The following is a 20,165-nucleotide window of genomic DNA, read 5'->3' as shown; positions in this document are numbered from 1 at the left end:
GGTCTTCATTGGCTATCAGAGTGATTCCAGGCAACCCGCCAGATCGTTGCCCAACTTATCCAGCACTTGCTCGTAGCCTTGAGCGGTAGCCGGGGTGTAACCACCCAACGCATCCAACTCCGCCAACTTCACCGGTAACCCGGCCACCAGCGTTTCAGCCAGGCGCGGACGCAATGGCGGTTCACTGAACACACACGTCTTGCCCACTTCCTGCAAACGGGTGCGCATCGCCGCCACATGCTGGGCGCCCGGCTGGACCTCAGCTGCCACGCTGAACACACCGGCATGCTTGAGCCCATAAGCGTCTTCGAAGTAATCGAAGGCTTCGTGGAACACGAAGTAAGGCTTGCCATCGATCGGCGCAAGGCGGGCTTTCAGGCGAGCATCCAGGGCATCCAGGCGCTCGTCGAAGGCCTTCACGTTGCTCTGGTAACGCGCGGCGTTGGCGGGGTCGGCGGCGGCCAGGTCAGTCGCCATGCGCGCAGCAATCACACGTGCGTTGACGGTAGACAGCCACAAGTGCGCATCGAGGCTGCCTGGGCGGTGATCGTGATCATGCTCGTCGGCTTCATCGGCGTGTGAGTGGCTATCTTCGGCAAAACGACGCAACTTCATGTCCGGCAGATCCTGCACCGCCACAGTTGCAGCCGCACGACCTTTCAGCACACGGGGCAGGAAACTCTCCATATCCGGGCCGATCCAGTACAGCAGGTCAACCGACTGCACACGCCGTACGTCGGATGGACGCAACGCATAGTTATGCGGCGACGCGCCGGGTGGCAACAGCACCTCCGGAACCGCCACACCGTCCTGTACAGCCGCTGCGATCAACTGCAACGGCTTGATGCTGGTCAACACCTTGACCTCGGCCTGAGCGGCGCCAGTAATGAACAAACTGGTGACAAATACGACAAAAACGGGAAAAAGTCGGGACACGATGACCACTCAATGGCGTAGGAACGGGTAACATAATAACGTCTCTATCAAATATCTGTCGCCGCTCATGCCTAAAACACCGCTTGCCAGCCGTCCCCACGACCACTCTCACTGCGTGCATACCGCGCTGTCGGAGGCCGACACCCTGTGCACACAGAAGGGTCTGCGCCTGACCGCACTGCGTCGCCGCGTGCTGGAATTGGTGTGGCAGAGCCACAAGCCGCTGGGCGCCTACGACATTCTCGGCGTGCTCAGCGAGCAGGACGGCCGCCGCGCCGCGCCGCCTACCGTGTACCGCGCGCTGGATTTCCTGCTGGAAAACGGCCTGGTGCACCGAATCGCCTCGCTGAACGCCTTCGTCGGCTGCAGCCACCCGGAACACGCACACCAGGGCCAGTTCCTGATCTGCCGCGAGTGCCACGCCGCCATCGAGCTTGAACAAAAAAGCATCAGCGACGCCATCATCAAAAGTTCTGCCGAGGTCGGCTTCCGGGTCGAAGGGCAAACGGTCGAAGTGGTCGGCCTGTGCTCGGGCTGCCAGGGGGCTTGATGAGCAACGCGTTAATCCGCCTGGAACAGGTCGGGGTCACGTTCGCCGGGCAAAACGTGCTGGATAACATCGCACTGAGCGTGGAACCGGGGCAGATCGTTACCCTGATCGGCCCCAACGGCGCCGGCAAGACCACCCTGGTGCGCGCCGTGCTGGGCCTGCTCAAGCCCGACACCGGCAGTGTGTGGCGCAAGCCCAGGCTGCGTGTTGGCTACATGCCGCAGAAACTGCATGTGGATCCGACCCTGCCATTGTCCGTCCTGCGTTTCCTGCGCCTGGTGCCTGGCGTGGACCGTGCACGCGCCCAGGCTGCGCTCAAGGAAGTCGGTGCCGAACAGGTGATCGACAGCCCAGTGCAAAGCATTTCCGGCGGCGAAATGCAGCGCGTGCTGCTGGCGCGCGCCCTGCTGCGCGAGCCGGAGTTGCTGGTGCTGGATGAGCCCGTGCAGGGCGTCGACGTCGCCGGCCAGGCCGAGCTGTACAGCCTCATCACCCGCCTGCGCGACCGTCATGGTTGCGGTGTGCTGATGGTGTCCCACGATTTGCACCTGGTGATGAGCACCACCGATCAGGTGGTGTGCCTCAACCGCCACGTGTGCTGCTCGGGCCATCCGGAACAGGTCAGCGGCGACCCGGCGTTCGTCGAGCTGTTCGGCAAGAACGCCCAGAGCCTGGCGATCTACCACCATCATCATGACCACGCCCACGATCTGCACGGCGCCGTCGTCGATGACCCCGCCGCCCCTCACACCCACGTTCATGGAGATAGCTGCAAGCATGGCTGATTTTCTGCTCTACGCCCTGCTGGCAGGCTTGGCTTTGGCGTTGGTGGCGGGCCCATTGGGCTCGTTTGTGGTCTGGCGGCGCATGGCCTATTTTGGCGACACCTTGTCGCACGCCGCGTTGCTGGGCGTGGCCCTGGGCTTTCTGTTGGATGTCAGCCCGACCATCGCCGTGACAGTCGGCTGCCTGTTGTTGGCGGTACTGCTGGTGACCCTGCAACAGCGCCAGCCCCTGGCCTCCGACACCTTGCTCGGCATCCTGGCGCCAAGCACCCTGTCCCTGGGCCTGGTGGTGCTGAGCTTCATGCATGAAGTGCGCATCGACTTGATGGCCTACCTGTTCGGCGACCTGCTGGCGATCAGCCCCGGCGACCTTGCCTGGATCCTCGGCGGCAGCGCGGCTGTACTGGTGCTGCTGGTCGCCCTGTGGCGCCCGCTGCTGGCGATTACCGTGCATGAAGAACTGGCTACGGTAGAAGGCTTGCCCGTGCCGGCCCTGCGCATGGCCCTGATGTTGTTGATCGCCGTGGTGATCGCTGTCGCGATGAAGATTGTCGGCGTATTGTTGATCACGTCGCTGCTGATCATTCCCGCGGCCGCTGCCCAGCGCCACGCCCGCTCACCGGAGCAGATGGCGGTGGGCGCCAGCCTGCTGGGGATGCTCGCTGTGTGCGGGGGCCTGGCGTTGTCCTGGTTCAAGGACACGCCGGCCGGGCCGTCGATTGTGGTCACGGCCGCCGCCCTGTTTCTGCTGAGTTTTGTCCTGCCCCGTCGAGGGGTGTAGACTTGCTCGCTTTTTGCGCAAATAGAGAGTCGCAGGAATGAAGCCGTTCACCTCCCGTTATCTGCTCCTTGCCGCATTTTCCCTGCTGCTGGGCGCCTGTCAAAGCACACCGCCCGCCGTCCCAGAGGCCCCGGACGCACGCGCTGCGGCCATCGCACAGCTGGAGCAAAACCTGGTCAGCAGCGAGCTTGCCACTGCCGAGGACCAATTGGCGGCGCTGCAAGCCCAATCGCCCAACGACCCAACGCTGGAAACCTACCAGCGGCAATTGGCCGAAGCCTACTTGCAACGCAGCCAGATCGTGCTGCAAAAGGGTGATGTAAACGCCGCCGCGACCGCCCTTAGCCGTGCCCGCGCCCTGATGCCCAAGGCACCCGCGCTGACCGGTGGGGTCAACAGCGCCATCAGCCATGCGCGCAAGGCCGAGCTGGACAAAGCCGAAGCCGACCTGAAAGCCGCCGAAGCCAAGCCCGCCGCCAAGGTCATCGACCCGACGGCACCCAGCACCACCGTGGCACTGAACCTCACCAACATCGAAGAACTGCGCCATCAGCTGGATGCCATTGCCACCGACGTGGTGAATTACCAGTGCGATGTAAGCATCCAGGCGCCGCGCACAGAGGATTACCCATGGCTGGCCACGTTGCTGACCAAACGGGTGAAGCGAATTGATTCGGGGTATGACCTGAAGATTCACCGGCAGATTCTGAAGAAGATTCCGGCGCAGGTTGTGCTGATTCCGCGCAAGGCGGAATAAAACCATCGGGGGAAAGCCCCCTCCCACACTTTTAATGTATTCACAGCTCAAAATGTGGGAGGGGGCTTGCCCCCGATGACAATCTAACAAACAACCAAAGACTTAAGCCGGAATCGCCTTGGCCTTCGCCTCACGATCCCACACCCGATGCTGCCCAATCGCGGCAAAGAACGCCTTGAACGCCTTAGCGTCCGCGCCCACGATCAACCCCGCATCCGCCTCAAGCTTCAGCAGATCCAACAGAGGCTTGGCATCACTGGCCACGGCAATCGCCTTCAGGTGCTTGTACGCCTCCAGCACGTAATGCAGCGCCACCCCATCGCCACTCAGCGCCTTCACCGAATCTTTCCCGCCAGGGATGAACACTGCATCAAACGCAACCGACGGCAGGCCTTCCATCGATGCATCCACCGGCAGGCTCTTGCCATCGGCCGTCTTCACCGGCGCCGAGGTCGGCCCCAGCAGCTTGGCATGCGCACCTTCGGCCTGCAGCGCCTTCTTCAATGCAGCAATCGCCGCCCCGTCCACCCCGTTGGCTGCCAGGATCGCCACCTTGCGGGTCTTGATATCGCCCGGCAGCAAATTCGCCTGGCTCAGCGCAGGCGAACGCTCCGGCTGGGTTTTACGTACCGGCACCGTGCCTTTGGTCGGCGCGGGCAGCCCCAGGTTCTGCGCCACGCGTTTGGCCAGTTCAAGGTCGATATTAGCCAGGATCTCGTTGACCTGACGCGCACGGATAAACTCGCGCTCGACCTTGCCCAGCTCAAAGCTGTAGGCAGCAATGATGTGCTCCTGCTCGTGCTTGCTCATGCTGTGGAAGAACAGACGCGCCTGGGAGAAGTGATCGCCGAACGACTCGCTGCGCTCACGGATCTTGTGCGCGTCGATACGCTCAGGGTAGGACTCAAAACCGCCATCCTGCGCAGCCGGTGGGGTTTCTTTCGGCCAGCCGCCATCGATGGAGTTCGGCTCATAAGCGGCGCGCCCTTTATCGATGGTGCTGCGGTGCATGGCATCGCGCTGGTTGTTATGCAGCGGCGTCACAGGCTGGTTGATCGGCAACTGGTGAAAATTCGGCCCGCCGAGTCGGCTGATTTGCGTATCGGTGTAGGAAAACAACCGACCTTGCAGCAGTGGGTCATTGGAGAAGTCGATACCCGGCACGATATGGCCTGGGCAGAACGCCACCTGCTCGACTTCAGCGAAGAAGTTGTCCGGGTTGCGGTTGAGCACCATCTTGCCCAGCGGCGTAATCGGCACCAGTTCCTCAGGGATCAGCTTAGTCGGGTCGAGGATGTCGAAGTCGAACGCATGCTCCTTGTCCTCGGGAATCACCTGCACACCCAATTCCCACTCGGGGTAGTCGCCCATCTCAATGGCTTCCCAGAGGTCGCGGCGATGGTAGTCGGTATCTTTACCGGCGAGCTTCTGCGCTTCGTCCCACACCAGCGAGCAGGTACCGGCTGTAGGGCGCCAGTGGAATTTGACGAAATTAGATTTTCCCTCGGCATTCACTAGGCGGAAGGTGTGCACGCCAAAACCCTGCATGCTGCGCAGGCTTTTTGGAATGGCGCGGTCAGACATCGCCCAGATCACCATGTGCGCCGATTCAGGCTGCAACGAGACGAAGTCCCAGAACGTATCGTGCGCCGAGCCGCCTGTAGGGATTTCATTGTGCGGCTCGGGCTTCACGGCGTGCACGAAGTCAGGAAACTTGATCGCGTCCTGAATGAAAAACACCGGCATGTTGTTGCCCACCAGATCGAAGTTGCCTTCTTCGGTGAAGAACTTCACGGCAAAACCGCGCACGTCACGTACGGTGTCACCCGAACCACGCGGGCCTTGCACGGTGGAAAAACGCGTGAAGACCGGCGTTTTATGCCCAGGGTTACGCAGGAACCCGGCCTTGGTCAGCGCCGAATGGTTCTCGTAAGTCTGAAAATAGCCATGGGCGCCAGTACCACGGGCATGCACGATGCGCTCCGGGATACGCTCATGGTCAAAGTGCGTGATTTTTTCACGCATGATGAAATCTTCGAGCAGCGACGGCCCGCGTGCGCCGACCTTCAAGCTGTTCTGGTTGTCGGAGATCTTCACACCCTGGTTGGTACGCAGGGCCTGGCCGGTAGCGTCGGAGCGGAATTCTTCCAAAGACTCTAGCTTGGCATTGGTGTTCTTACGGTCCAGGGTGTCGGTCCCTGCGAGTTCGCTCTTTGGCTTTTTCGTACTCATCAGTCAAAACTCCTTATTCAGACCCAGGCACGGCACCCGGGAATCGCATTGCTTAAGTAGTGACTGATGGGGTTTTGGGCCGTTCCTTTTTTATGACCTTTGATCGCGTTATTGCCAAATCGCTGGTTGAATGCGAAATAAATGCTAAGAAACGCTATACGGACAGGCTAAAATGCGCGCCCGGCTAACCGCTGATCCCTTTTCCATGCGCCCCACAAGGTTCGCTACGTGATCGAGTTTCAAAACGTCCATAAAACCTACCGCGTCGCCGGTAGGGATATTCCCGCACTGCACGCCACCAACCTGAGTGTTGCAAACGGCCAGGTGTTCGGCCTGATCGGCCACTCCGGTGCGGGTAAAAGCACCCTGCTGCGCCTGATCAACCGCCTCGAGGAACCGAGCGGTGGCAAGATCACGGTAGACGGCGAAGAAGTCACCGCCCTGGACGCCAACGGTCTGCGCCGCTTCCGTCAGCAGGTCGGGATGATCTTCCAGCACTTCAACCTGCTGGCCTCCAAGACCGTGGCCGACAACGTGGCACTGCCGCTGACCCTGGCCGGCGAACTGTCGCGCAAGGACATCGACCTGCGCGTCGCAGAACTGCTCGCCCGCGTCGGCCTGTCGGACCACGCCAAAAAGTATCCGGCGCAGTTGTCCGGTGGCCAGAAACAACGCGTCGGCATCGCCCGCGCCCTGGCGACCAAACCAAAGATCCTGCTGTGCGACGAAGCCACCAGCGCCCTTGACCCGCAGACCACCGCCTCGGTATTGCAACTGCTGGCCGAGATCAACCGCGAGTTGAAGCTCACCATCGTGCTGATCACCCATGAAATGGACGTGATCCGCCGCGTCTGCGACCAGGTGGCGGTGATGGACGCTGGCGTGATCGTCGAGCAAGGCTCGGTGGCCGATGTGTTCCTGCACCCCAAGCACGCGACGACCAAGCGCTTCGTGCAAGAGTCCGAGCAGGTCGACGAAAACGAGCAGCGCGACGACTTCGCCCACGTGCCAGGCCGTATCGTGCGCCTGACGTTCCAGGGCGAAGCGACCTACGCGCCGCTGCTGGGCACCGTCGCCCGCGAAACAGGCGTGGACTACAGCATCCTCGCCGGTCGTATCGACCGCATCAAAGACATCCCTTACGGGCAATTGACCCTCGCCGTCACCGGTGGCGACATGGAAGCCGCGTTTGCGCGCTTCACCGCCGCTGATGTCCACATGGAGATCCTGCGCTAATGGACGTCCTGTTGAGTTTCTTCGCCAATATCGACTGGTCCGAAATCTGGCTGGCCACCGGCGACACCATGACCATGCTGTTCGGCTCGCTGTTCTTCACCGTGGTGCTGGGCCTGCCCCTGGGCGTGCTGCTGTTCCTGACCAGCCCGCGCCAACTGTTCGAACAGAAAGGCCTGTACGCGCTGCTGTCGCTGATCGTGAATATCCTGCGCTCGCTGCCGTTCATCATCCTGCTGATCGTGATGATCCCGTTCACCGTGCTGATCACCGGCACTTCGCTGGGCGTGGCCGGTGCGATTCCGCCACTGGTGGTGGGCGCGACCCCGTTCTTTGCACGCCTGGTGGAAACCGCGCTGCGCGAAGTGGACCGCGGCATCATCGAAGCCACCCAGTCCATGGGCGCCAGCACGCGCCAGATCATCACCAACGCCTTGCTGCCCGAAGCCCGCCCGGGCATTTTCGCGGCGATCACGGTGACGGCGATTACACTGGTGTCCTACACGGCCATGGCCGGTGTGGTGGGTGCCGGTGGCCTGGGCGACCTGGCGATCCGTTTCGGTTACCAGCGTTTCCAGACTGACGTGATGGTGGTCACAGTGGTGATGCTGTTGATCCTGGTGCAAATTCTGCAAACCGTCGGCGACAAGCTGGTGGTGCACTTTTCTCGAAAATAACGGCCATTGCCGGTGACATGCCGGCACATGCCCGAACAAGGAGCTTGTTGGATGAAAAAACTACTGGTTGCTTTCGCCGCCGTTGCCGCGTTTTCCGCCCACGCCGAGACCATCACGGTCGCCGCTTCGCCGGTCCCACACTCGGAAATCCTCGAATTCGTGAAGCCTGCCCTCGCCAAAGAAGGCGTGGACCTGCAGGTCAAAGTCTTCACCGACTACGTGCAGCCGAACGTACAGGTCGCGGAAAAGCGCCTGGACGCCAACTTCTTCCAACACCAGCCGTACCTGGATGAATTCAATAAAGCCAAGGGCACTCACCTGGTGAGCGTTGGCGCGGTGCACCTGGAGCCTCTGGGCGCGTACTCCAGCAAGTACAAGAAGCTGGACGAGCTGCCTAGCGGTGCCAACGTGGTGATCCCCAACGACGCCACCAACGGTGGTCGCGCACTGTTGCTGCTGGCCAAGAACGGCCTGATCACCTTGAAGGACCCGACCAATATCCTGTCGACCATCAAGGACATCACCGCCAACCCTAAAGGCCTGAAATTCCGCGAGCTGGAAGCCGCTACCCTGCCGCGCGTACTGACCCAGGTCGACTTGGCGCTGATCAACACCAACTACGCGCTGGAAGCCAAGCTGGACCCGTCCAAGGATGCGCTGGTGATCGAGGGCAGCGACTCGCCTTACGTGAACATCCTGGTGACCCGCGAAGACAACAAGGACTCGGACGCCGTGAAGAAGCTGGTTGCAGCCCTGCACACGCCTGAAGTGAAGCAATTCATCGAAGAGAAGTACAAAGGCGCGATCAAGCCGGCGTTCTGATGTAACCCGATCTCCCAAGTACTGGAGATCAAAAAATGTGGGAGGGGGCTTGCCCCCGATTGCTGAGTGTCAGTCACTGCTTTGGTGGCTGACCCACTGCTATCGGGGGCAAGCCCCCTCCCACATTTGTTATGTGTCGCCTGTTATTGACGCTGCAGCAACGCTGGCAACTGCGCCACCAGCTTCTGGTTGTTCAGCGGCGCACGAATAAACCCACGCTGCGTTCCATCCGGCCCGATCAGCGCCAGGTTGCCGCTGTGGTCGACGGTGTAGTTCGGCTTACTGGTGTCCGCCGGAATAAACGGGATGCTCACCGCATTCGAGACCTTCTGCACCTCCTCCACATTCGCGCCCGTCAGGCCCTGGAACTGCGGGTCGAAGTAGCCCAGGTACTGCTTGAGCTGGGTCGACGTATCGCGGTTCGGGTCCACACTGACCAAAATCACCTGCAACTTATCCACAGCCTCTTTAGGCAGCTCGCTCTTGATCTGGCGCAGCTGGGCGAGGGTAGTCGGGCAGATGTCCGGGCAGAAGGTGTAGCCGAAGAACAACAGGCTCCACTTGCCTTTCAATTCATTGACCAGCACTGGCTGGCCGTCCTGGTTGGTCATGGTCACCGGCGGCAGTTGACGACTTTGCGGCAGCAGGATGATGCCGGCGTCGATCAAGGCAGTGGGGTCGCCCTGGCCCTTGCCCGAGAGCACTTTGTTAACGGTCAGGCCCATGATCAATGCCACCAGGGCCACTAGGATGAAGACAGTCTTTTGAGTTCGAGTCATAGGTTCAACAGTAGGTAGTGGTCTACGAGCAGGGCGATAAACAGCAGCAGCAAGTACCAGATAGAGTACTTGAAGGTGTTGATCGCCGCGTGCGGCCGACCGCCACGGTACAACACCCAGGCCCATTGCAGAAAGCGCCCGCCCAATACCAGGGCGCAGCCGAGGTACAGCAGGCCGCTCATGTGGATCACGTAGGGCATCAGGCTCACCGCCAGCAGGGCGAAGGTGTAGAGCAGGATGTGCACCTTGGTGTAGTGCTCGCCGTGGGTCACCGGCAGCATCGGGATATCGGCCTTGGCGTATTCTTCCTTGCGATGGATGGCCAAGGCCCAGAAGTGTGGCGGGGTCCAGGCGAAGATGATCAGCACCAACAGCAGGGGCTCGGCGCTGATATGCCCGGTCACGGCGACCCAGCCCAACAGAGGCGGCGCAGCCCCGGCCAAGCCGCCGATGACAATATTCTGCGGGGTCGCACGCTTGAGAAAGCCGGTGTAGATCACTGCATAGCCGAGCAGCGAGGCCAGCGTCAGCCAAGCCGCCAGAGGGTTGGTAAACGCCAGCAGCAGAGCCAACCCTGCAACAGCCAGAAACAAAGCAAAGGCCAGCGCCGCCAGCGGCGACACACGGCCTTGCGCCAACGGCCGCTTGTGGGTGCGCGCCATCACCGCATCGATCCGCCGATCCACCACATGATTCACCGCCGCCGCGCCACCGGCACACAGGGCAATCCCCAGGTTGCCAAACACCAGTACGGTCCACGGCACACCGGCGCGGGTCGCCAGGAACATCCCCACCAGCGAGGTGATGAGCATCAGCACCACCACCTTCGGCTTGGTCAGCTCCAGATAATCACGCCAGATGGCCTGGCCGTGACGCGCGCCGATCAAGGTCGCCATGGCATCTCTCCTTTAAGGGTAACGAGGCCCGACACATGCTTGCGCGGGATAAAGCGCCAGCCAAACGGCAGCTGGTTGCGCACCCGGACCAGGCTGGTGCGGGCGTGGTAGTTGACCAGTACCAGCGCCAGCAACAACGCCGCACCGCCCGCGTTATGCCCCACTGCAACCGGCAGCGGCAGATGGAAATACACATTGCTCAGGCCCAGGCAGATTTGCGCCGCCAGGGCGATCAGCAGCAAGCCGGCCAACCGCGTCATGCCGACCGCGCGCAATTGCCAGGCAAGGCCCACCAGCACCAGGCTGACAACGACGGCGCCGATGCGGTGGGTCAGGTGGATGGCGGTGCGCGCTTCGCTGTCCAACTGCCCACCGAGGTAATTGGGGCCGATGTGTTGGGTGAGATGGAAGCCATTGGCAAAATCGGCTGCCGGCCACCACTCGCCATGACAGGTCGGCAAATCGATACAGGCCACCGCCGCATAGTTCGAACTGACCCAGCCGCCCAGGGCTATCTGGCTGATCACCAGCACCAGGCCTGCCGTCGCCCAATATTGCAGGCGCTTGGGCACGATCAAGGCCGGCAATACGCCAGACAAGCGCAAGGTCAGCAGGAACAGCAGGCTCAACGTCGCAAAGCCACCCAACAGATGCCCCGTCACCACCTGCGGCCACAGCTTCAACGTCACCGTCCACATGCCAAATGCGGCCTGGGCGAATACCACCGCCAGCACGAACAGCGGCAGTTTCACCGGCTGGCCCGGATTGCGCCGATGGCTCCACGAGCGCGCCGCCAGCAACACAATCAACAAGCCCAAGGTGCCGGCGAAGTAGCGATGCGTCATCTCGGCCCAGCCCTTGTCGGCCTCTACCGGTGTATCGGGGAAATGCAGCTCGGCATGGGCCAGTTGAGCCTCGGTGTTGGGCACGCTGATAAAGCCGTAGCAGCCGGGCCAATCCGGGCACCCCAGGCCGGCGTGGGTCAGGCGGGTATACGCCCCCAGCAGCACGACAATCAGCGCCAGCAAGGTCGCAAACAACGCGAGGCGAAATCCAGGTTTGGCCATGACGATGCCCCTATCCGATGTTCGACAGTTTCAGCAGATGGCGCAGGTCGTTGAGCAAGTCCTTGCCGTTGACCCTGGCGTCGTAGCGCAGCACCAGGTTGCCGTGGGGGTCGACGATCCACAGCTGCGCATCGCCCGGCGCAGCGGCATTTTTACTGAAGGTCGACAAGTCCAGCGGGTAGCGTTGCAGTTGCGGGTACTCGGCCTTGAGCTTGGCGTCATAGTCGCTGCCCAGCGGCTGCGCACTGGCCAAGGCATGGCTGGCACGGGAAGCGTCGCGCCCCAGGCCAATCTGCAATTGGCGTGCGAGGTAGACCAGTTGCTGGCAATCGGCGGCACACGCGGCGGGCGCGGTGACCAGCAGTTGCCAGCGCTGCTCATCGGCCGGCACGCCAATGTCGGCGCGGGTCTGGCCGTTGCCGATCATCTCGCCGTGGTAGCTGCGACTGTCCGGCACCCAGAACTGCAGCTTGTACATGAAGGTGGCCAGCGCCATCGGGCCGATCACCATCATCAGGATCAGGATCAACTGCCAACGGCCTTTGCGCCGATCAGGCACCTCAGACATGTTGGGTGGATTCATGGCCGCTCCCATGGGGCTTCTCCTTTTTGTTGTGCCATCCGAGGTAGAGGTAAAGCGCCAGCAACGCTAGCGACATGGCGAACCACTGCACGGCATACGCCAGGTGTTTTTCCGGGCCCATGGCCACGACGGGCCAGGTGGTTTCGTAAGTGCCGGGGCCGGGTTCGGCGCGCAGTTCGTAGGCGAAACCGCTGCGCCCCAACTCCGCCCACAACGTGGCGGGGTGCAGCGCCGTCAGCAGGCGTGGCCATTGCGCACTGGCGGGGTCGGCGTGCAGTTGGAAGGTTTCGCCAGGGGCGACGTAGACCCAGGCATCCAGATTCAAGGGCTGCTCCGGGGTGCTGAAGGCTGGTGGTGTGCGCCGGTCCGGCCAGGGCAGCCAGCCGCGATTCAGCAACAGCCACAGGCCGCTGGCCTGATCGTGGAAGGGTTGCAGCAGCTCTACGCCGGCCTTGCCGTCGCGCATGCGGTTATCGAGAAACACGCTGTGCTCGGCATCCAACTGCCCACGCAGGCGCACGCGGCGAAAGGCCGGGTCGGCCATATCATTGAGTTGCGCACTGCTGACCGGCTCCGCTGCGCGCCGCTCGGCATAACTATCCACCAGCCGCTGCTTTTCATGGCCGCGCGACAGTTGCCAGAACCCCAACCCCACCATCAGGGGCAGCAGCACCAGCACCACTAAGGTGGGTGCGATCCCTGGACGAAAGCGTTTTGCGGCGCTGGCTATACTTGTTTTCATTGCCCGCCCATCCCCGTGGAGCCCGACCATGCTCAAAGCCGCTATTGCCCTGATGCTGATCGCGACCGTCGTGAGCCTGTTCAGTGGCTTGTTCTTTCTGGTCAAGGACGAGGGCAACTCCAACCGCCTCGTCAACGCCCTGACCGTGCGTGTGGTGCTGGCCGTGATCACCCTGGCCTTGATCACCTGGGGCTTTTTCAGCGGCCAACTGGTTTCTCATGCGCCGTGGTAAGCCGTCTCACAACACGTAGACGAAGAAAAACAGCCCGATCCACACCACGTCCACAAAGTGCCAATACCAACTGGCCGCCTCGAAGCCGAACTGGTGCTCGGCATTGAAATGCCCCTTGAGGATGCGCATCAGCATCACGAACAGAATGAGGGTGCCAATAGTCACGTGGGCGCCGTGGAAGCCGGTGAGCATAAAGAAGGTCGCGCCATAGACGCCGGAGCCGAGCGTCAGCCCCAACTCTTTGTACGCGTGGATGTATTCCTCGGCCTGGAAGCCCAGGAACGCCATACCCAGCAGGACGGTGATCGCCAACCAGATTTTCAGCGCGCCGCGATGGCCTTTGCGCAGGGCATGGTGAGCGATAGTGATGGTCACGCTGGAACTCACCAGCAGGATGGTATTGACCAGCGGCAGACCCCAAGGGCTGATGGTGCCTTCAGGCGCGGGATACATTTTGGGGTCAGGGTTGTTGAGCAGCGGCCAGGTGAATTCGAAGTTCGGCCACAGCATATGCGCAATGCCCTTGTGACCCTCACCGCCCAACCACGGGCCGGACATGTGCCGCACATAAAACAGCGCACCGAAGAAGGCGATAAAGAACATCACTTCGGAAAAGATGAACCAGGTCATGCCCCAGCGGAACGAGCGGTCCATCTGCGAACTGTACAAACCGGCGCGGCTTTCCTTGATCACCGCACCAAACCAGCCGAACAGCATGTAGGCCAGCAGCAGCCCGCCGACGAAAAAGATCCACGGGCCGTGGGATTCCGGGCGTGCCGCCTTCAAGTCGTTGAACCACACAGCCAGTCCATACACGGTGACCAGCAGGCCAATCGTGGCAATTATCGGCCATTTGCTTTGCGCCGGTACGTAGTACGTATCATGAGTCGACATGTATTCGCTCTCCTGATTGAGGGGGCAAACAGTAGCTAGCCGCCGCTGTGCACAGCCACGGGCGGTTGGCGCGCAGTGATATCGAACAGCGTGTACGCCAGGGTCAGATGCTTCACATCCTTGGGCATGTCGCGGTCGACGATGAAGCGCACCGGCATCTCGATGCGCTGGCCCGGCTGCAGCACTTGCTGGGTGAAGCAAAAGCATTCGGTCTTGTGGAAATACATCGCCGCTTCGGCCGGGGAAATGCTCGGTACGGCCTGGGCCGTCATCGGCTTGTCGGTGGGGTTGTGGGCCACGAAGAGCATCTCGGTTACCGCACCCGGGTTGACCACCACTTCGTCCGCCTTGGCATAGAAATCCCAGACCATGTCGATGGCGTTGGTGGACAGGAACTGCACGCGCACCTGGCGCGTCGGGTCGACAACCTGCTCGCCCTCATACTGCCCGGCGGTCTTGCCGTTGATGCCGAACGCCTTGCACATCACGTCGTAGATCGGCACCAGCGCAAAGCCGAAGGCGAACATCGCCACCACCAGGATCAGCAGGCGCGTGACCAGGCGCTTGATCGGCAAGGATTCAGCCATGACGCCCACCCAATGTGAATGAGGCCATTGTGGGAGGGGGCTTGCCCCCGATAGCTGTTTTACAGCCAATCATGATGTCGGCTGACACACCGCCATCGGGGGCAAGCCCCCTCCCACATTGGCCGTGTACGCAGTGCCAAGGCGTGTTCATTTGACCTCCGGCGGCGTGGTGAAGGTGTGGTACGGCGCCGGCGAAGGGATACTCCACTCCAGGCCTTCAGCGCCATCCCAGGGCTTGGCCGGCGCCGGCGGGCCGCCACGGATGCACTTGATCACGATAAACAGGAAGAAGATCTGCGTGGCGCCGAACATGAAAGCCCCGATCGACGAGACCATGTTGAAGTCAGCGAACTGCAGGTTGTAGTCCGGCACCCGCCGCGGCATGCCCGCCAGCCCGACGAAGTGCATCGGGAAAAACGCCATGTTCATGCCCACGAAAGACAGCCAGAAGTGCAGCTTGCCCAGGGTTTCGTCGTACATGTGGCCGGTCCATTTCGGCAGCCAGTAGTAGGCCGAGGCGAAGATGCCGAAGATCGCACCGGGCACCAGTACGTAATGGAAGTGCGCCACCACGAAATAGGTGTCGTGGTACTGGAAGTCCGCCGGGGCAATCGCCAGCATCAGCCCGGAGAAACCGCCGATGGTGAACAGGATCACGAAGGCCACGGCAAACAGCATCGGCGTCTCGAAGGTCAGCGAGCCTTGCCACATGGTGCTGACCCAGTTGAACACCTTCACCCCGGTGGGCACGGCAATCAGCAGGGTGGCGTACATGAAGAACAGCTCGCCCACCAACGGGATGCCCACCACGAACATGTGGTGCGCCCACACGATGAACGACAGGAACGCAATGCTCGCCGTGGCGTAGACCATCGAGGTGTAGCCGAACAATGGCTTGCGCGAAAAGGTCGGGATGATCGAACTGACGGCGCCGAAGGCCGGCAGGATCATGATGTACACCTCGGGGTGGCCGAAGAACCAGAACACGTGCTGGAACAGCACCGGGTCACCACCGCCGGCCGCGCTGAAGAAGCTGGTGCCGAAGTGGATGTCCATCAGCATCATGGTCACGCAACCGGCCAGCACCGGCATGACCGCGATCAGCAGGAACGCGGTGATCAGCCAGGTCCACACGAACAGCGGCATTTTCATCAAGGTCATGCCTGGCGCACGCAGGTTGAGGATGGTGGCAACCACGTTGATCGCGCCCATGATCGAGCTGATGCCCATCAGGTGGATGGCGAAGATAAAGAACGTCACGCTTTCCGGCGCGTAGGTGGTGGAGAGCGGCGCATAGAAGGTCCAACCGAAGTTAGGACCGCCGCCTGGCGTGAACAGCGTCGAGACCAGCAGCAGGAAGGCCGCCGGCAACAGCCAGAAACTGAAGTTGTTCATGCGCGGCAGGGCCATGTCAGGCGCGCCGATCATCAACGGGATCATCCAGTTGGCCAGGCCGACAAACGCCGGCATCACTGCGCCGAACACCATGATCAGCCCGTGCATGGTGGTCATCTGGTTGAAGAACGCCGGCTGCACGATCTGCAGGCCGGGCTGGAACAACTCGGCACGGATCACCATGGCGAACGAGCCGCCGAGCAAGAACATGGCAAAGGCGAACCACAGGTACATGGTGCCGATGTCTTTGTGGTTGGTGGTCAGCACCCAGCGCATCAGCCCCTTGGCGGGGCCGTGGGCATGGTCGGCGTGACCATGGTCGTCGATCACAGCGCTCATGGCCGTTCTCCTGCAAGCGAGTGGGCGGGGCGGGTCGAGGTCAATGCCATGGGAGAGGTCATTTGCTTTCCGCCTGCTTGATGGCCAGCACGTCTTTAGGCGTGACCATGTCGCCTTTGTTGTTGCCCCAGGCGTTGCGCTCATAGGTCACCACGGCGGCGATGTCCACTTCCGAGAGCTGCTTGCCGAATGCCGCCATCGCGGTGCCGGGCTTGCCGTGGTACACGAGGCTCAGGTGATCGGCGGCAGGACCGGTGGCGATCTTCGAACCCTTGAGCGCCGGGAACATCGGCGGCAGGCCCTGGCCTTCGGCCTGGTGACAGGCCACGCAGGTGGTGTGGTAGACCTTGTCGCCACGGGCCACCAACTCTTCCAGGGTCCACTCTTTGGAGGTCAGTTCCTTGAGCTTGGCGGCCTCTGCCTTGCGCTCGCCGAGCCAGGTGTCGTAGTCGGCCTTGGACTTGACCTCGACCACGATAGGCATGAAGCCGTGGTCCTTGCCGCACAGTTCGGCGCACTGGCCACGGTAGATGCCAGGCTTCTCGACACGGGTCCAGGCCTCGTTGACGAAGCCAGGGATGGCGTCGCGCTTGACCGCAAACGCCGGCACCCACCAGGAGTGGATCACGTCGGCGGCCGTCACCAGGAAGCGCACCTTGGCGCCCACTGGCAGCACCAGCGGCTGGTCGACTTCCAGCAGGTAATGTTCGCCCTTGGTCGCCTGGTTGTGGATCTGTTCGGCGGGCGTGGCCAGGTTGCTGAAGAACTCCACATCCTGGCCCAGGTATTTGTAATGCCACTTCCACTGGTAGCCGGTGACCTGGATGTCGATATCCGACTCACTGCTGTCGTAGATATTGATCAGGGTCTTGGTCGCCGGAATGGCCATCGCGATCAGGATCAGCAAGGGTACGACGGTCCAGAGGATTTCCACCGTGGTGCTCTCGTGGAACTTGGCCGCCACCTGGCCCGTGGACCGGCGATGAACGATCATCGACCAGAACATTGCGCCAAACACGATGATGCCAATCACCACACAGATCCAGAAAATGGTCATGTGCAGGTCGAACACAGCGTGACTGACTTCTGTCGCCCCTGGCGCCATATTCGTTGTCCAGGCGGCATGTGCCTGGCCGAATACCGACCACAACAGGAGGCCCATCCAAACATGTGGATGTCGCATCATTGCGGGTTCCCCTTATCGTTCTTGTTATCCCGCCGGTTTGCACCTGCGTCGAAGGGAGCGGCTTCCATACTGCTTACAACCGCCTGGCCTTGCCTGCTTATGCAGTCTGGCGTCATCAGCTAATCGCGTACAAATCCGAGTATAGACAGGCTCTGCAACCCCGCAATGTGTAGGGGCAAATGAGTAGAAATGACTGGCTGGAGCCAATAAAACCGGGCACGGAATCGTTTATCCGACGAACGATGGCAATTCGATATAACGCAGGCGCATAACCATGAAATAATTATGACAAATGCGTCTGAGGCGCTCGTATAAACGAGCTACCTTATCTTCTCCCTTTTCCTACGCCTGCATCACTGGAGCTTTCATGAACACCGCCGCATTGCGCGAGCAGATTTCCCGTGCCCATCAACACGAAGCCAGCACTGGCCAGCTTGCCCTGCAACTGGAAAAACAATTGCCGCACCTGCATTCGGCCATATCTCTGGCTGACGGTGATCGCAACATTGTCATGACACGCTTTGTCACCGCCTACATCGACCTAGTCCCGGACTTGCTGGACGCCGCCAACGACGTGGCCCGCGAGGCCGGTATCGAAAGCCAGATCAAGCCGGTACTGAAGATCGCCGAGCATTTCTTCCTGCAACCGCCCGCCATCCTGGCCGGCCATGAAGGTCTCGATGGCCTGCTGGATGAGGCCTACCTGGCTCATCGCCTGGTCGAAGAGGTCAACGATCTGTATATCAAGCACTTTGGCCAGCCGTTGATTCCGGCCGATACCACAGTGGCCAATGTCATTGCCCATCAGCTGATCGGCGAAGCCTTCGCCAACCAGCTGGATGAAGCGGTGCACCACGCAGTGGATGAAATGCTCAACGAAGACAGCTTTGCGCTGGAGTCCGTGGAGGCTTATCGCGAGCAGTTGAAGAGCCCTGACACGGAAGCCGCGTGGAAGCGCTGGCCGTGCCTGTCGCGACAGCTGGGGGTTGAGTTGGCATTGGATCAGCCGGCCTGATCCCGCCTTTAGGAGCTGGCTTGCCGGCTCCTAAAGGGGTTGTCTGCCGTTCAGGCTGGCGCCGAGCCAATCCCTGTCGTCGTCCTCACCCGGCCTTCCAGCCGACGCTTCAACCCGCGCGCCTCGATCACCAGCTTCGAGCCCTTGGCCGCATTGGCCCGCCCCCATTCCTCCAGCAACTCCAGGCAGGAATGGTCGATGTAACTCAGGTTGCTCAGCGGAACATGCACGGTCGTCCCGGCAGGCACCGTCGACAACACTTGAGTCAACGCAGGCACTTTCAGAAAGGTCGCCGCACCCGTCAGGCGCAGCTCCATCTCACCGTCCTGAGGCAAGTCGATCAGGCTGACCTTGAGCCGTGAAGCCTTGAACGCCAGCTTGACCAACGTCAACCCGAAGCCCACCAATACGCCGGTCAGCAGGTCGGTAAAGATGATTGCCAGCGCTGTGGCCGCGTAGGTAAACATCGGCATCCGCCCATAACGTCCCAGTGCCTTGAACGCCTTGATGTCCACCAGCTTGATACCGGTGTACACCAGCACTCCCGCCAGGCTCGCCACCGGGATGCTTTGCAGCACGCTCGACAGCAACAGCACGAACGCCAGCAGCCACAGGCCATGGAACATCGCCGACAAGCGCGTGGTAGCGCCGGCCTGCACGTTGGCCGAGCTGCGTACAATCACGCCGGTCATCGGCAGGGCGCCGACCAGGCCGCAGAGCATGTTGCCGACACCTTGAGCAGACAATTCCTTGTCGAAATCCGAACGCTGACCGCTGTGCATGCGGTCGACCGCCGCGGCAGACAGCAGCGTTTCAGCGCTCGCGATAAACGCCACGGCAAATGCCGCGATCAACAGCTGGGGATCGGCGAGGTTCAACAGGTCGCTGGGGCGTAGCCAGTCGATAGCATCGGCGAGGTTTTCCGGGACTTCGACACGCTTGACCTGCAACGCCAGCACCAGGCTGACCACCGTGGTCAGGCCCACGCCCAGCAAAGCGCCAGGCACAAAGCGCAGCTTCTGCGGGCGCAATTTGTCCCAGGCGTACATCACCAGCATCGTCGACAAACCGAGTAACCCTGCCTGCCAGCCGAGGCCACCGCCCAGGGTCGGGATTGCGTCGGCCAGTGCCGCCGGGAAGCCTGCCAGGTTATCCAACCCGGAAGGCTTGGGCGCGCTGTCGAGCATCACATGAATCTGCGACAGCACAATCAGCACGCCAATCCCCGCCAGCATGCCGTACACCACCGCCGGTGCCGTGACGCGAAACCAGCAGCCCAGGCGCAAACGCCCGGCAACCAGCTGCAGGAATCCCGCCAGCAGCAGGATCGGTCCGAGCATCAGCATGCCATGCTGGCGCACCAACTCGAACACCAGCACCGCCAGCCCTGCCGCGGGGCCGCTGACCTGCAACGGCGAGCCCGCCAGCCAGCCCACCACCAGGCCACCGATAATCCCGGTAATCAGGCCTTTGGCCGGTGGCATGCCGGAGGCGATCGCAATCCCCATGCACAAGGGCAGGGCGACCAGAAACACAACCACGGAAGCGAGCAGCTCCCTTGGCAATACAGCTTTCAATTGAGCAGCACGCATGATGGCTCTCCCGAGGCATTCGCCGGGCGCGGTAAAGCCTGGCTGCGTCCATGGCAGCCACCGCTTTACCCGGCAGGGAAGTGTT

General features: G+C 61.5%; 21 protein-coding genes. 9 read left to right on the top strand and 12 right to left on the bottom strand.

Annotation, left to right across the window (positions count from 1 at the left end; translation table 11 throughout):
* Nucleotides 1–15: 15 nt before the first annotated feature.
* Nucleotides 16–945 carry a zinc ABC transporter substrate-binding protein gene (locus M2497_RS01335; RefSeq protein ID WP_248485567.1) on the bottom strand — a complete coding sequence of 310 codons (930 nt, stop codon included), beginning with the start codon at nt 943–945 and terminating at the stop codon, nt 16–18.
* A 46-nt stretch (nt 946–991) separates the two neighbouring features.
* Here M2497_RS01335 and M2497_RS01330 point away from each other — a divergent pair, with 46 nt between their 5' ends.
* From M2497_RS01330 to M2497_RS01315, 4 genes are read left to right on the top strand one after another with little or no spacing between them, the layout of a single operon-like run.
* Complete coding sequence (locus M2497_RS01330; protein WP_170856047.1) at nt 992–1,486, top strand: Fur family transcriptional regulator; 495 nt, start codon at nt 992–994, stop codon at nt 1,484–1,486.
* Nucleotides 1,486–2,271, top strand: a complete 786-nt coding sequence (gene znuC / locus M2497_RS01325; protein ID WP_058424427.1) for a zinc ABC transporter ATP-binding protein ZnuC — start codon at nt 1,486–1,488, stop codon at nt 2,269–2,271. The genes M2497_RS01330 and znuC overlap by 1 nt, the downstream gene beginning before the upstream one ends.
* Nucleotides 2,264–3,052: a zinc ABC transporter permease subunit ZnuB gene (gene znuB / locus M2497_RS01320; protein WP_248485566.1), complete on the top strand. Its 789-nt coding sequence runs from the start codon at nt 2,264–2,266 to the stop codon at nt 3,050–3,052. Before znuC ends, znuB begins: the two co-directional genes overlap by 8 nt.
* Before the next feature lie 37 nt (nt 3,053–3,089).
* Nucleotides 3,090–3,809: a PA5502 family lipoprotein gene (locus tag M2497_RS01315; RefSeq protein WP_248485565.1), complete on the top strand. Its 720-nt coding sequence runs from the start codon at nt 3,090–3,092 to the stop codon at nt 3,807–3,809.
* A 102-nt stretch (nt 3,810–3,911) separates the two neighbouring features.
* Here the strand turns inward: M2497_RS01315 and katE are convergent, their stop codons facing one another.
* A complete protein-coding gene (gene katE / locus M2497_RS01310; protein ID WP_248485564.1) occupies nt 3,912–6,041 on the bottom strand; it encodes a catalase HPII in 2,130 nt (709 codons plus the stop codon).
* Between the two features lie 228 nt (nt 6,042–6,269).
* On the opposite strand from katE, the gene M2497_RS01305 reads away from it, so the two are divergent.
* Genes M2497_RS01305 through M2497_RS01295 form a run of 3 tightly spaced genes read left to right on the top strand, consistent with a single transcriptional unit; the run spans nt 6,270 to nt 8,773 of the window.
* Nucleotides 6,270–7,277 (top strand): methionine ABC transporter ATP-binding protein, encoded by a 1,008-nt coding sequence (locus M2497_RS01305; RefSeq protein WP_248485563.1) that lies wholly within the window; start codon nt 6,270–6,272, stop codon nt 7,275–7,277.
* Nucleotides 7,277–7,951, top strand: coding sequence for a methionine ABC transporter permease (locus tag M2497_RS01300; protein ID WP_010207814.1), 675 nt, complete (start codon nt 7,277–7,279; stop codon nt 7,949–7,951). Before M2497_RS01305 ends, M2497_RS01300 begins: the two co-directional genes overlap by 1 nt.
* Nucleotides 7,952–8,002: 51 nt before the next feature.
* Nucleotides 8,003–8,773 (top strand): MetQ/NlpA family ABC transporter substrate-binding protein, encoded by a 771-nt coding sequence (locus M2497_RS01295; RefSeq protein WP_248485562.1) that lies wholly within the window; start codon nt 8,003–8,005, stop codon nt 8,771–8,773.
* A gap of 143 nt (nt 8,774–8,916) precedes the next feature.
* On the opposite strand, the gene M2497_RS01290 is transcribed toward M2497_RS01295, so the two are convergent.
* The 5 genes from M2497_RS01290 to M2497_RS01270 are packed head-to-tail and all read right to left on the bottom strand — an operon-like array spanning nt 8,917 to nt 12,840.
* Entirely contained in the window at nt 8,917–9,552 is a 636-nt protein-coding gene (locus M2497_RS01290) for an SCO family protein (RefSeq protein ID WP_248485561.1), read from the bottom strand.
* A complete protein-coding gene (cyoE, locus tag M2497_RS01285; RefSeq protein WP_071494776.1) occupies nt 9,549–10,448 on the bottom strand; it encodes a heme o synthase in 900 nt (299 codons plus the stop codon). The genes M2497_RS01290 and cyoE overlap by 4 nt, the downstream gene beginning before the upstream one ends.
* On the bottom strand, nt 10,436–11,515 hold the full coding sequence (locus M2497_RS01280) for a COX15/CtaA family protein (RefSeq protein ID WP_248485560.1): 1,080 nt from the start codon (nt 11,513–11,515) through the stop codon (nt 10,436–10,438). The genes cyoE and M2497_RS01280 overlap by 13 nt, the downstream gene beginning before the upstream one ends.
* A gap of 10 nt (nt 11,516–11,525) precedes the next feature.
* Nucleotides 11,526–12,110 carry a hypothetical protein gene (locus M2497_RS01275; RefSeq protein WP_248485559.1) on the bottom strand — a complete coding sequence of 195 codons (585 nt, stop codon included), beginning with the start codon at nt 12,108–12,110 and terminating at the stop codon, nt 11,526–11,528.
* Nucleotides 12,076–12,840, bottom strand: coding sequence for an SURF1 family protein (locus M2497_RS01270; RefSeq protein WP_248485558.1), 765 nt, complete (start codon nt 12,838–12,840; stop codon nt 12,076–12,078). Before M2497_RS01270 ends, M2497_RS01275 begins: the two co-directional genes overlap by 35 nt.
* Nucleotides 12,841–12,868: 28 nt before the next feature.
* On the opposite strand from M2497_RS01270, the gene M2497_RS01265 reads away from it, so the two are divergent.
* Nucleotides 12,869–13,072 (top strand): twin transmembrane helix small protein, encoded by a 204-nt coding sequence (locus M2497_RS01265; RefSeq protein ID WP_058424417.1) that lies wholly within the window; start codon nt 12,869–12,871, stop codon nt 13,070–13,072.
* A gap of 6 nt (nt 13,073–13,078) precedes the next feature.
* On the opposite strand, the gene M2497_RS01260 is transcribed toward M2497_RS01265, so the two are convergent.
* From M2497_RS01260 to coxB, 4 genes are all read right to left on the bottom strand, one after another.
* A complete protein-coding gene (locus tag M2497_RS01260; RefSeq protein ID WP_248485557.1) occupies nt 13,079–13,966 on the bottom strand; it encodes a cytochrome c oxidase subunit 3 in 888 nt (295 codons plus the stop codon).
* 35 nt (nt 13,967–14,001) lie between these two features.
* Nucleotides 14,002–14,553: a cytochrome c oxidase assembly protein gene (locus tag M2497_RS01255; RefSeq protein WP_179030113.1), complete on the bottom strand. Its 552-nt coding sequence runs from the start codon at nt 14,551–14,553 to the stop codon at nt 14,002–14,004.
* A gap of 147 nt (nt 14,554–14,700) precedes the next feature.
* Nucleotides 14,701–16,287, bottom strand: coding sequence for a cytochrome c oxidase subunit I (gene ctaD / locus M2497_RS01250; RefSeq protein WP_016978771.1), 1,587 nt, complete (start codon nt 16,285–16,287; stop codon nt 14,701–14,703).
* A 58-nt stretch (nt 16,288–16,345) separates the two neighbouring features.
* Nucleotides 16,346–17,473, bottom strand: a complete 1,128-nt coding sequence (gene coxB, locus M2497_RS01245) for a cytochrome c oxidase subunit II (RefSeq protein WP_058424414.1) — start codon at nt 17,471–17,473, stop codon at nt 16,346–16,348.
* Nucleotides 17,474–17,840: 367 nt separating this feature from the next.
* Here coxB and M2497_RS01240 point away from each other — a divergent pair, with 367 nt between their 5' ends.
* Nucleotides 17,841–18,488 (top strand): hypothetical protein, encoded by a 648-nt coding sequence (locus tag M2497_RS01240; protein WP_248485556.1) that lies wholly within the window; start codon nt 17,841–17,843, stop codon nt 18,486–18,488.
* A gap of 50 nt (nt 18,489–18,538) precedes the next feature.
* Here the strand turns inward: M2497_RS01240 and M2497_RS01235 are convergent, their stop codons facing one another.
* Complete coding sequence (locus tag M2497_RS01235; protein ID WP_248485555.1) at nt 18,539–20,080, bottom strand: SulP family inorganic anion transporter; 1,542 nt, start codon at nt 20,078–20,080, stop codon at nt 18,539–18,541.
* Nucleotides 20,081–20,165 lie beyond the last annotated feature (85 nt).

Origin of the sequence: Pseudomonas sp. CYM-20-01, from assembly GCF_023169845.1 — a bacterium.
GTDB lineage: Bacteria > Pseudomonadota > Gammaproteobacteria > Pseudomonadales > Pseudomonadaceae > Aquipseudomonas > Aquipseudomonas azotoformans.
The sequence above is the reverse complement of the archived record's forward strand: the minus strand, read 5'-3'. Positions and strand labels throughout refer to the sequence as shown.

Bases quoted from the DNA above. Each gene is read 5' to 3' on its own strand.
- cyoE (WP_071494776.1), bottom strand. From the start codon at position 10,448: ATGGCGACCTTGATCGGCGCGCGTCACGGCCAGGCCATCTGGCGTGAT.
- coxB (WP_058424414.1), bottom strand. From the start codon at position 17,473: ATGATGCGACATCCACATGTTTGGATGGGCCTCCTGTTGTGGTCGGTA.
- katE (WP_248485564.1), bottom strand. From the start codon at position 6,041: ATGAGTACGAAAAAGCCAAAGAGCGAACTCGCAGGGACCGACACCCTG.
- M2497_RS01315 (WP_248485565.1), top strand. From the start codon at position 3,090: ATGAAGCCGTTCACCTCCCGTTATCTGCTCCTTGCCGCATTTTCCCTG.
- M2497_RS01290 (WP_248485561.1), bottom strand. From the start codon at position 9,552: ATGACTCGAACTCAAAAGACTGTCTTCATCCTAGTGGCCCTGGTGGCA.
- M2497_RS01300 (WP_010207814.1), top strand. From the start codon at position 7,277: ATGGACGTCCTGTTGAGTTTCTTCGCCAATATCGACTGGTCCGAAATC.
- M2497_RS01265 (WP_058424417.1), top strand. From the start codon at position 12,869: ATGCTCAAAGCCGCTATTGCCCTGATGCTGATCGCGACCGTCGTGAGC.
- M2497_RS01270 (WP_248485558.1), bottom strand. From the start codon at position 12,840: ATGAAAACAAGTATAGCCAGCGCCGCAAAACGCTTTCGTCCAGGGATC.
- M2497_RS01275 (WP_248485559.1), bottom strand. From the start codon at position 12,110: ATGGGAGCGGCCATGAATCCACCCAACATGTCTGAGGTGCCTGATCGG.
- M2497_RS01240 (WP_248485556.1), top strand. From the start codon at position 17,841: ATGAACACCGCCGCATTGCGCGAGCAGATTTCCCGTGCCCATCAACAC.
- znuB (WP_248485566.1), top strand. From the start codon at position 2,264: ATGGCTGATTTTCTGCTCTACGCCCTGCTGGCAGGCTTGGCTTTGGCG.
- M2497_RS01260 (WP_248485557.1), bottom strand. From the start codon at position 13,966: ATGTCGACTCATGATACGTACTACGTACCGGCGCAAAGCAAATGGCCG.
- M2497_RS01235 (WP_248485555.1), bottom strand. From the start codon at position 20,080: ATGCGTGCTGCTCAATTGAAAGCTGTATTGCCAAGGGAGCTGCTCGCT.
- M2497_RS01280 (WP_248485560.1), bottom strand. From the start codon at position 11,515: ATGGCCAAACCTGGATTTCGCCTCGCGTTGTTTGCGACCTTGCTGGCG.
- M2497_RS01295 (WP_248485562.1), top strand. From the start codon at position 8,003: ATGAAAAAACTACTGGTTGCTTTCGCCGCCGTTGCCGCGTTTTCCGCC.
- ctaD (WP_016978771.1), bottom strand. From the start codon at position 16,287: ATGAGCGCTGTGATCGACGACCATGGTCACGCCGACCATGCCCACGGC.
- M2497_RS01255 (WP_179030113.1), bottom strand. From the start codon at position 14,553: ATGGCTGAATCCTTGCCGATCAAGCGCCTGGTCACGCGCCTGCTGATC.
- znuC (WP_058424427.1), top strand. From the start codon at position 1,486: ATGAGCAACGCGTTAATCCGCCTGGAACAGGTCGGGGTCACGTTCGCC.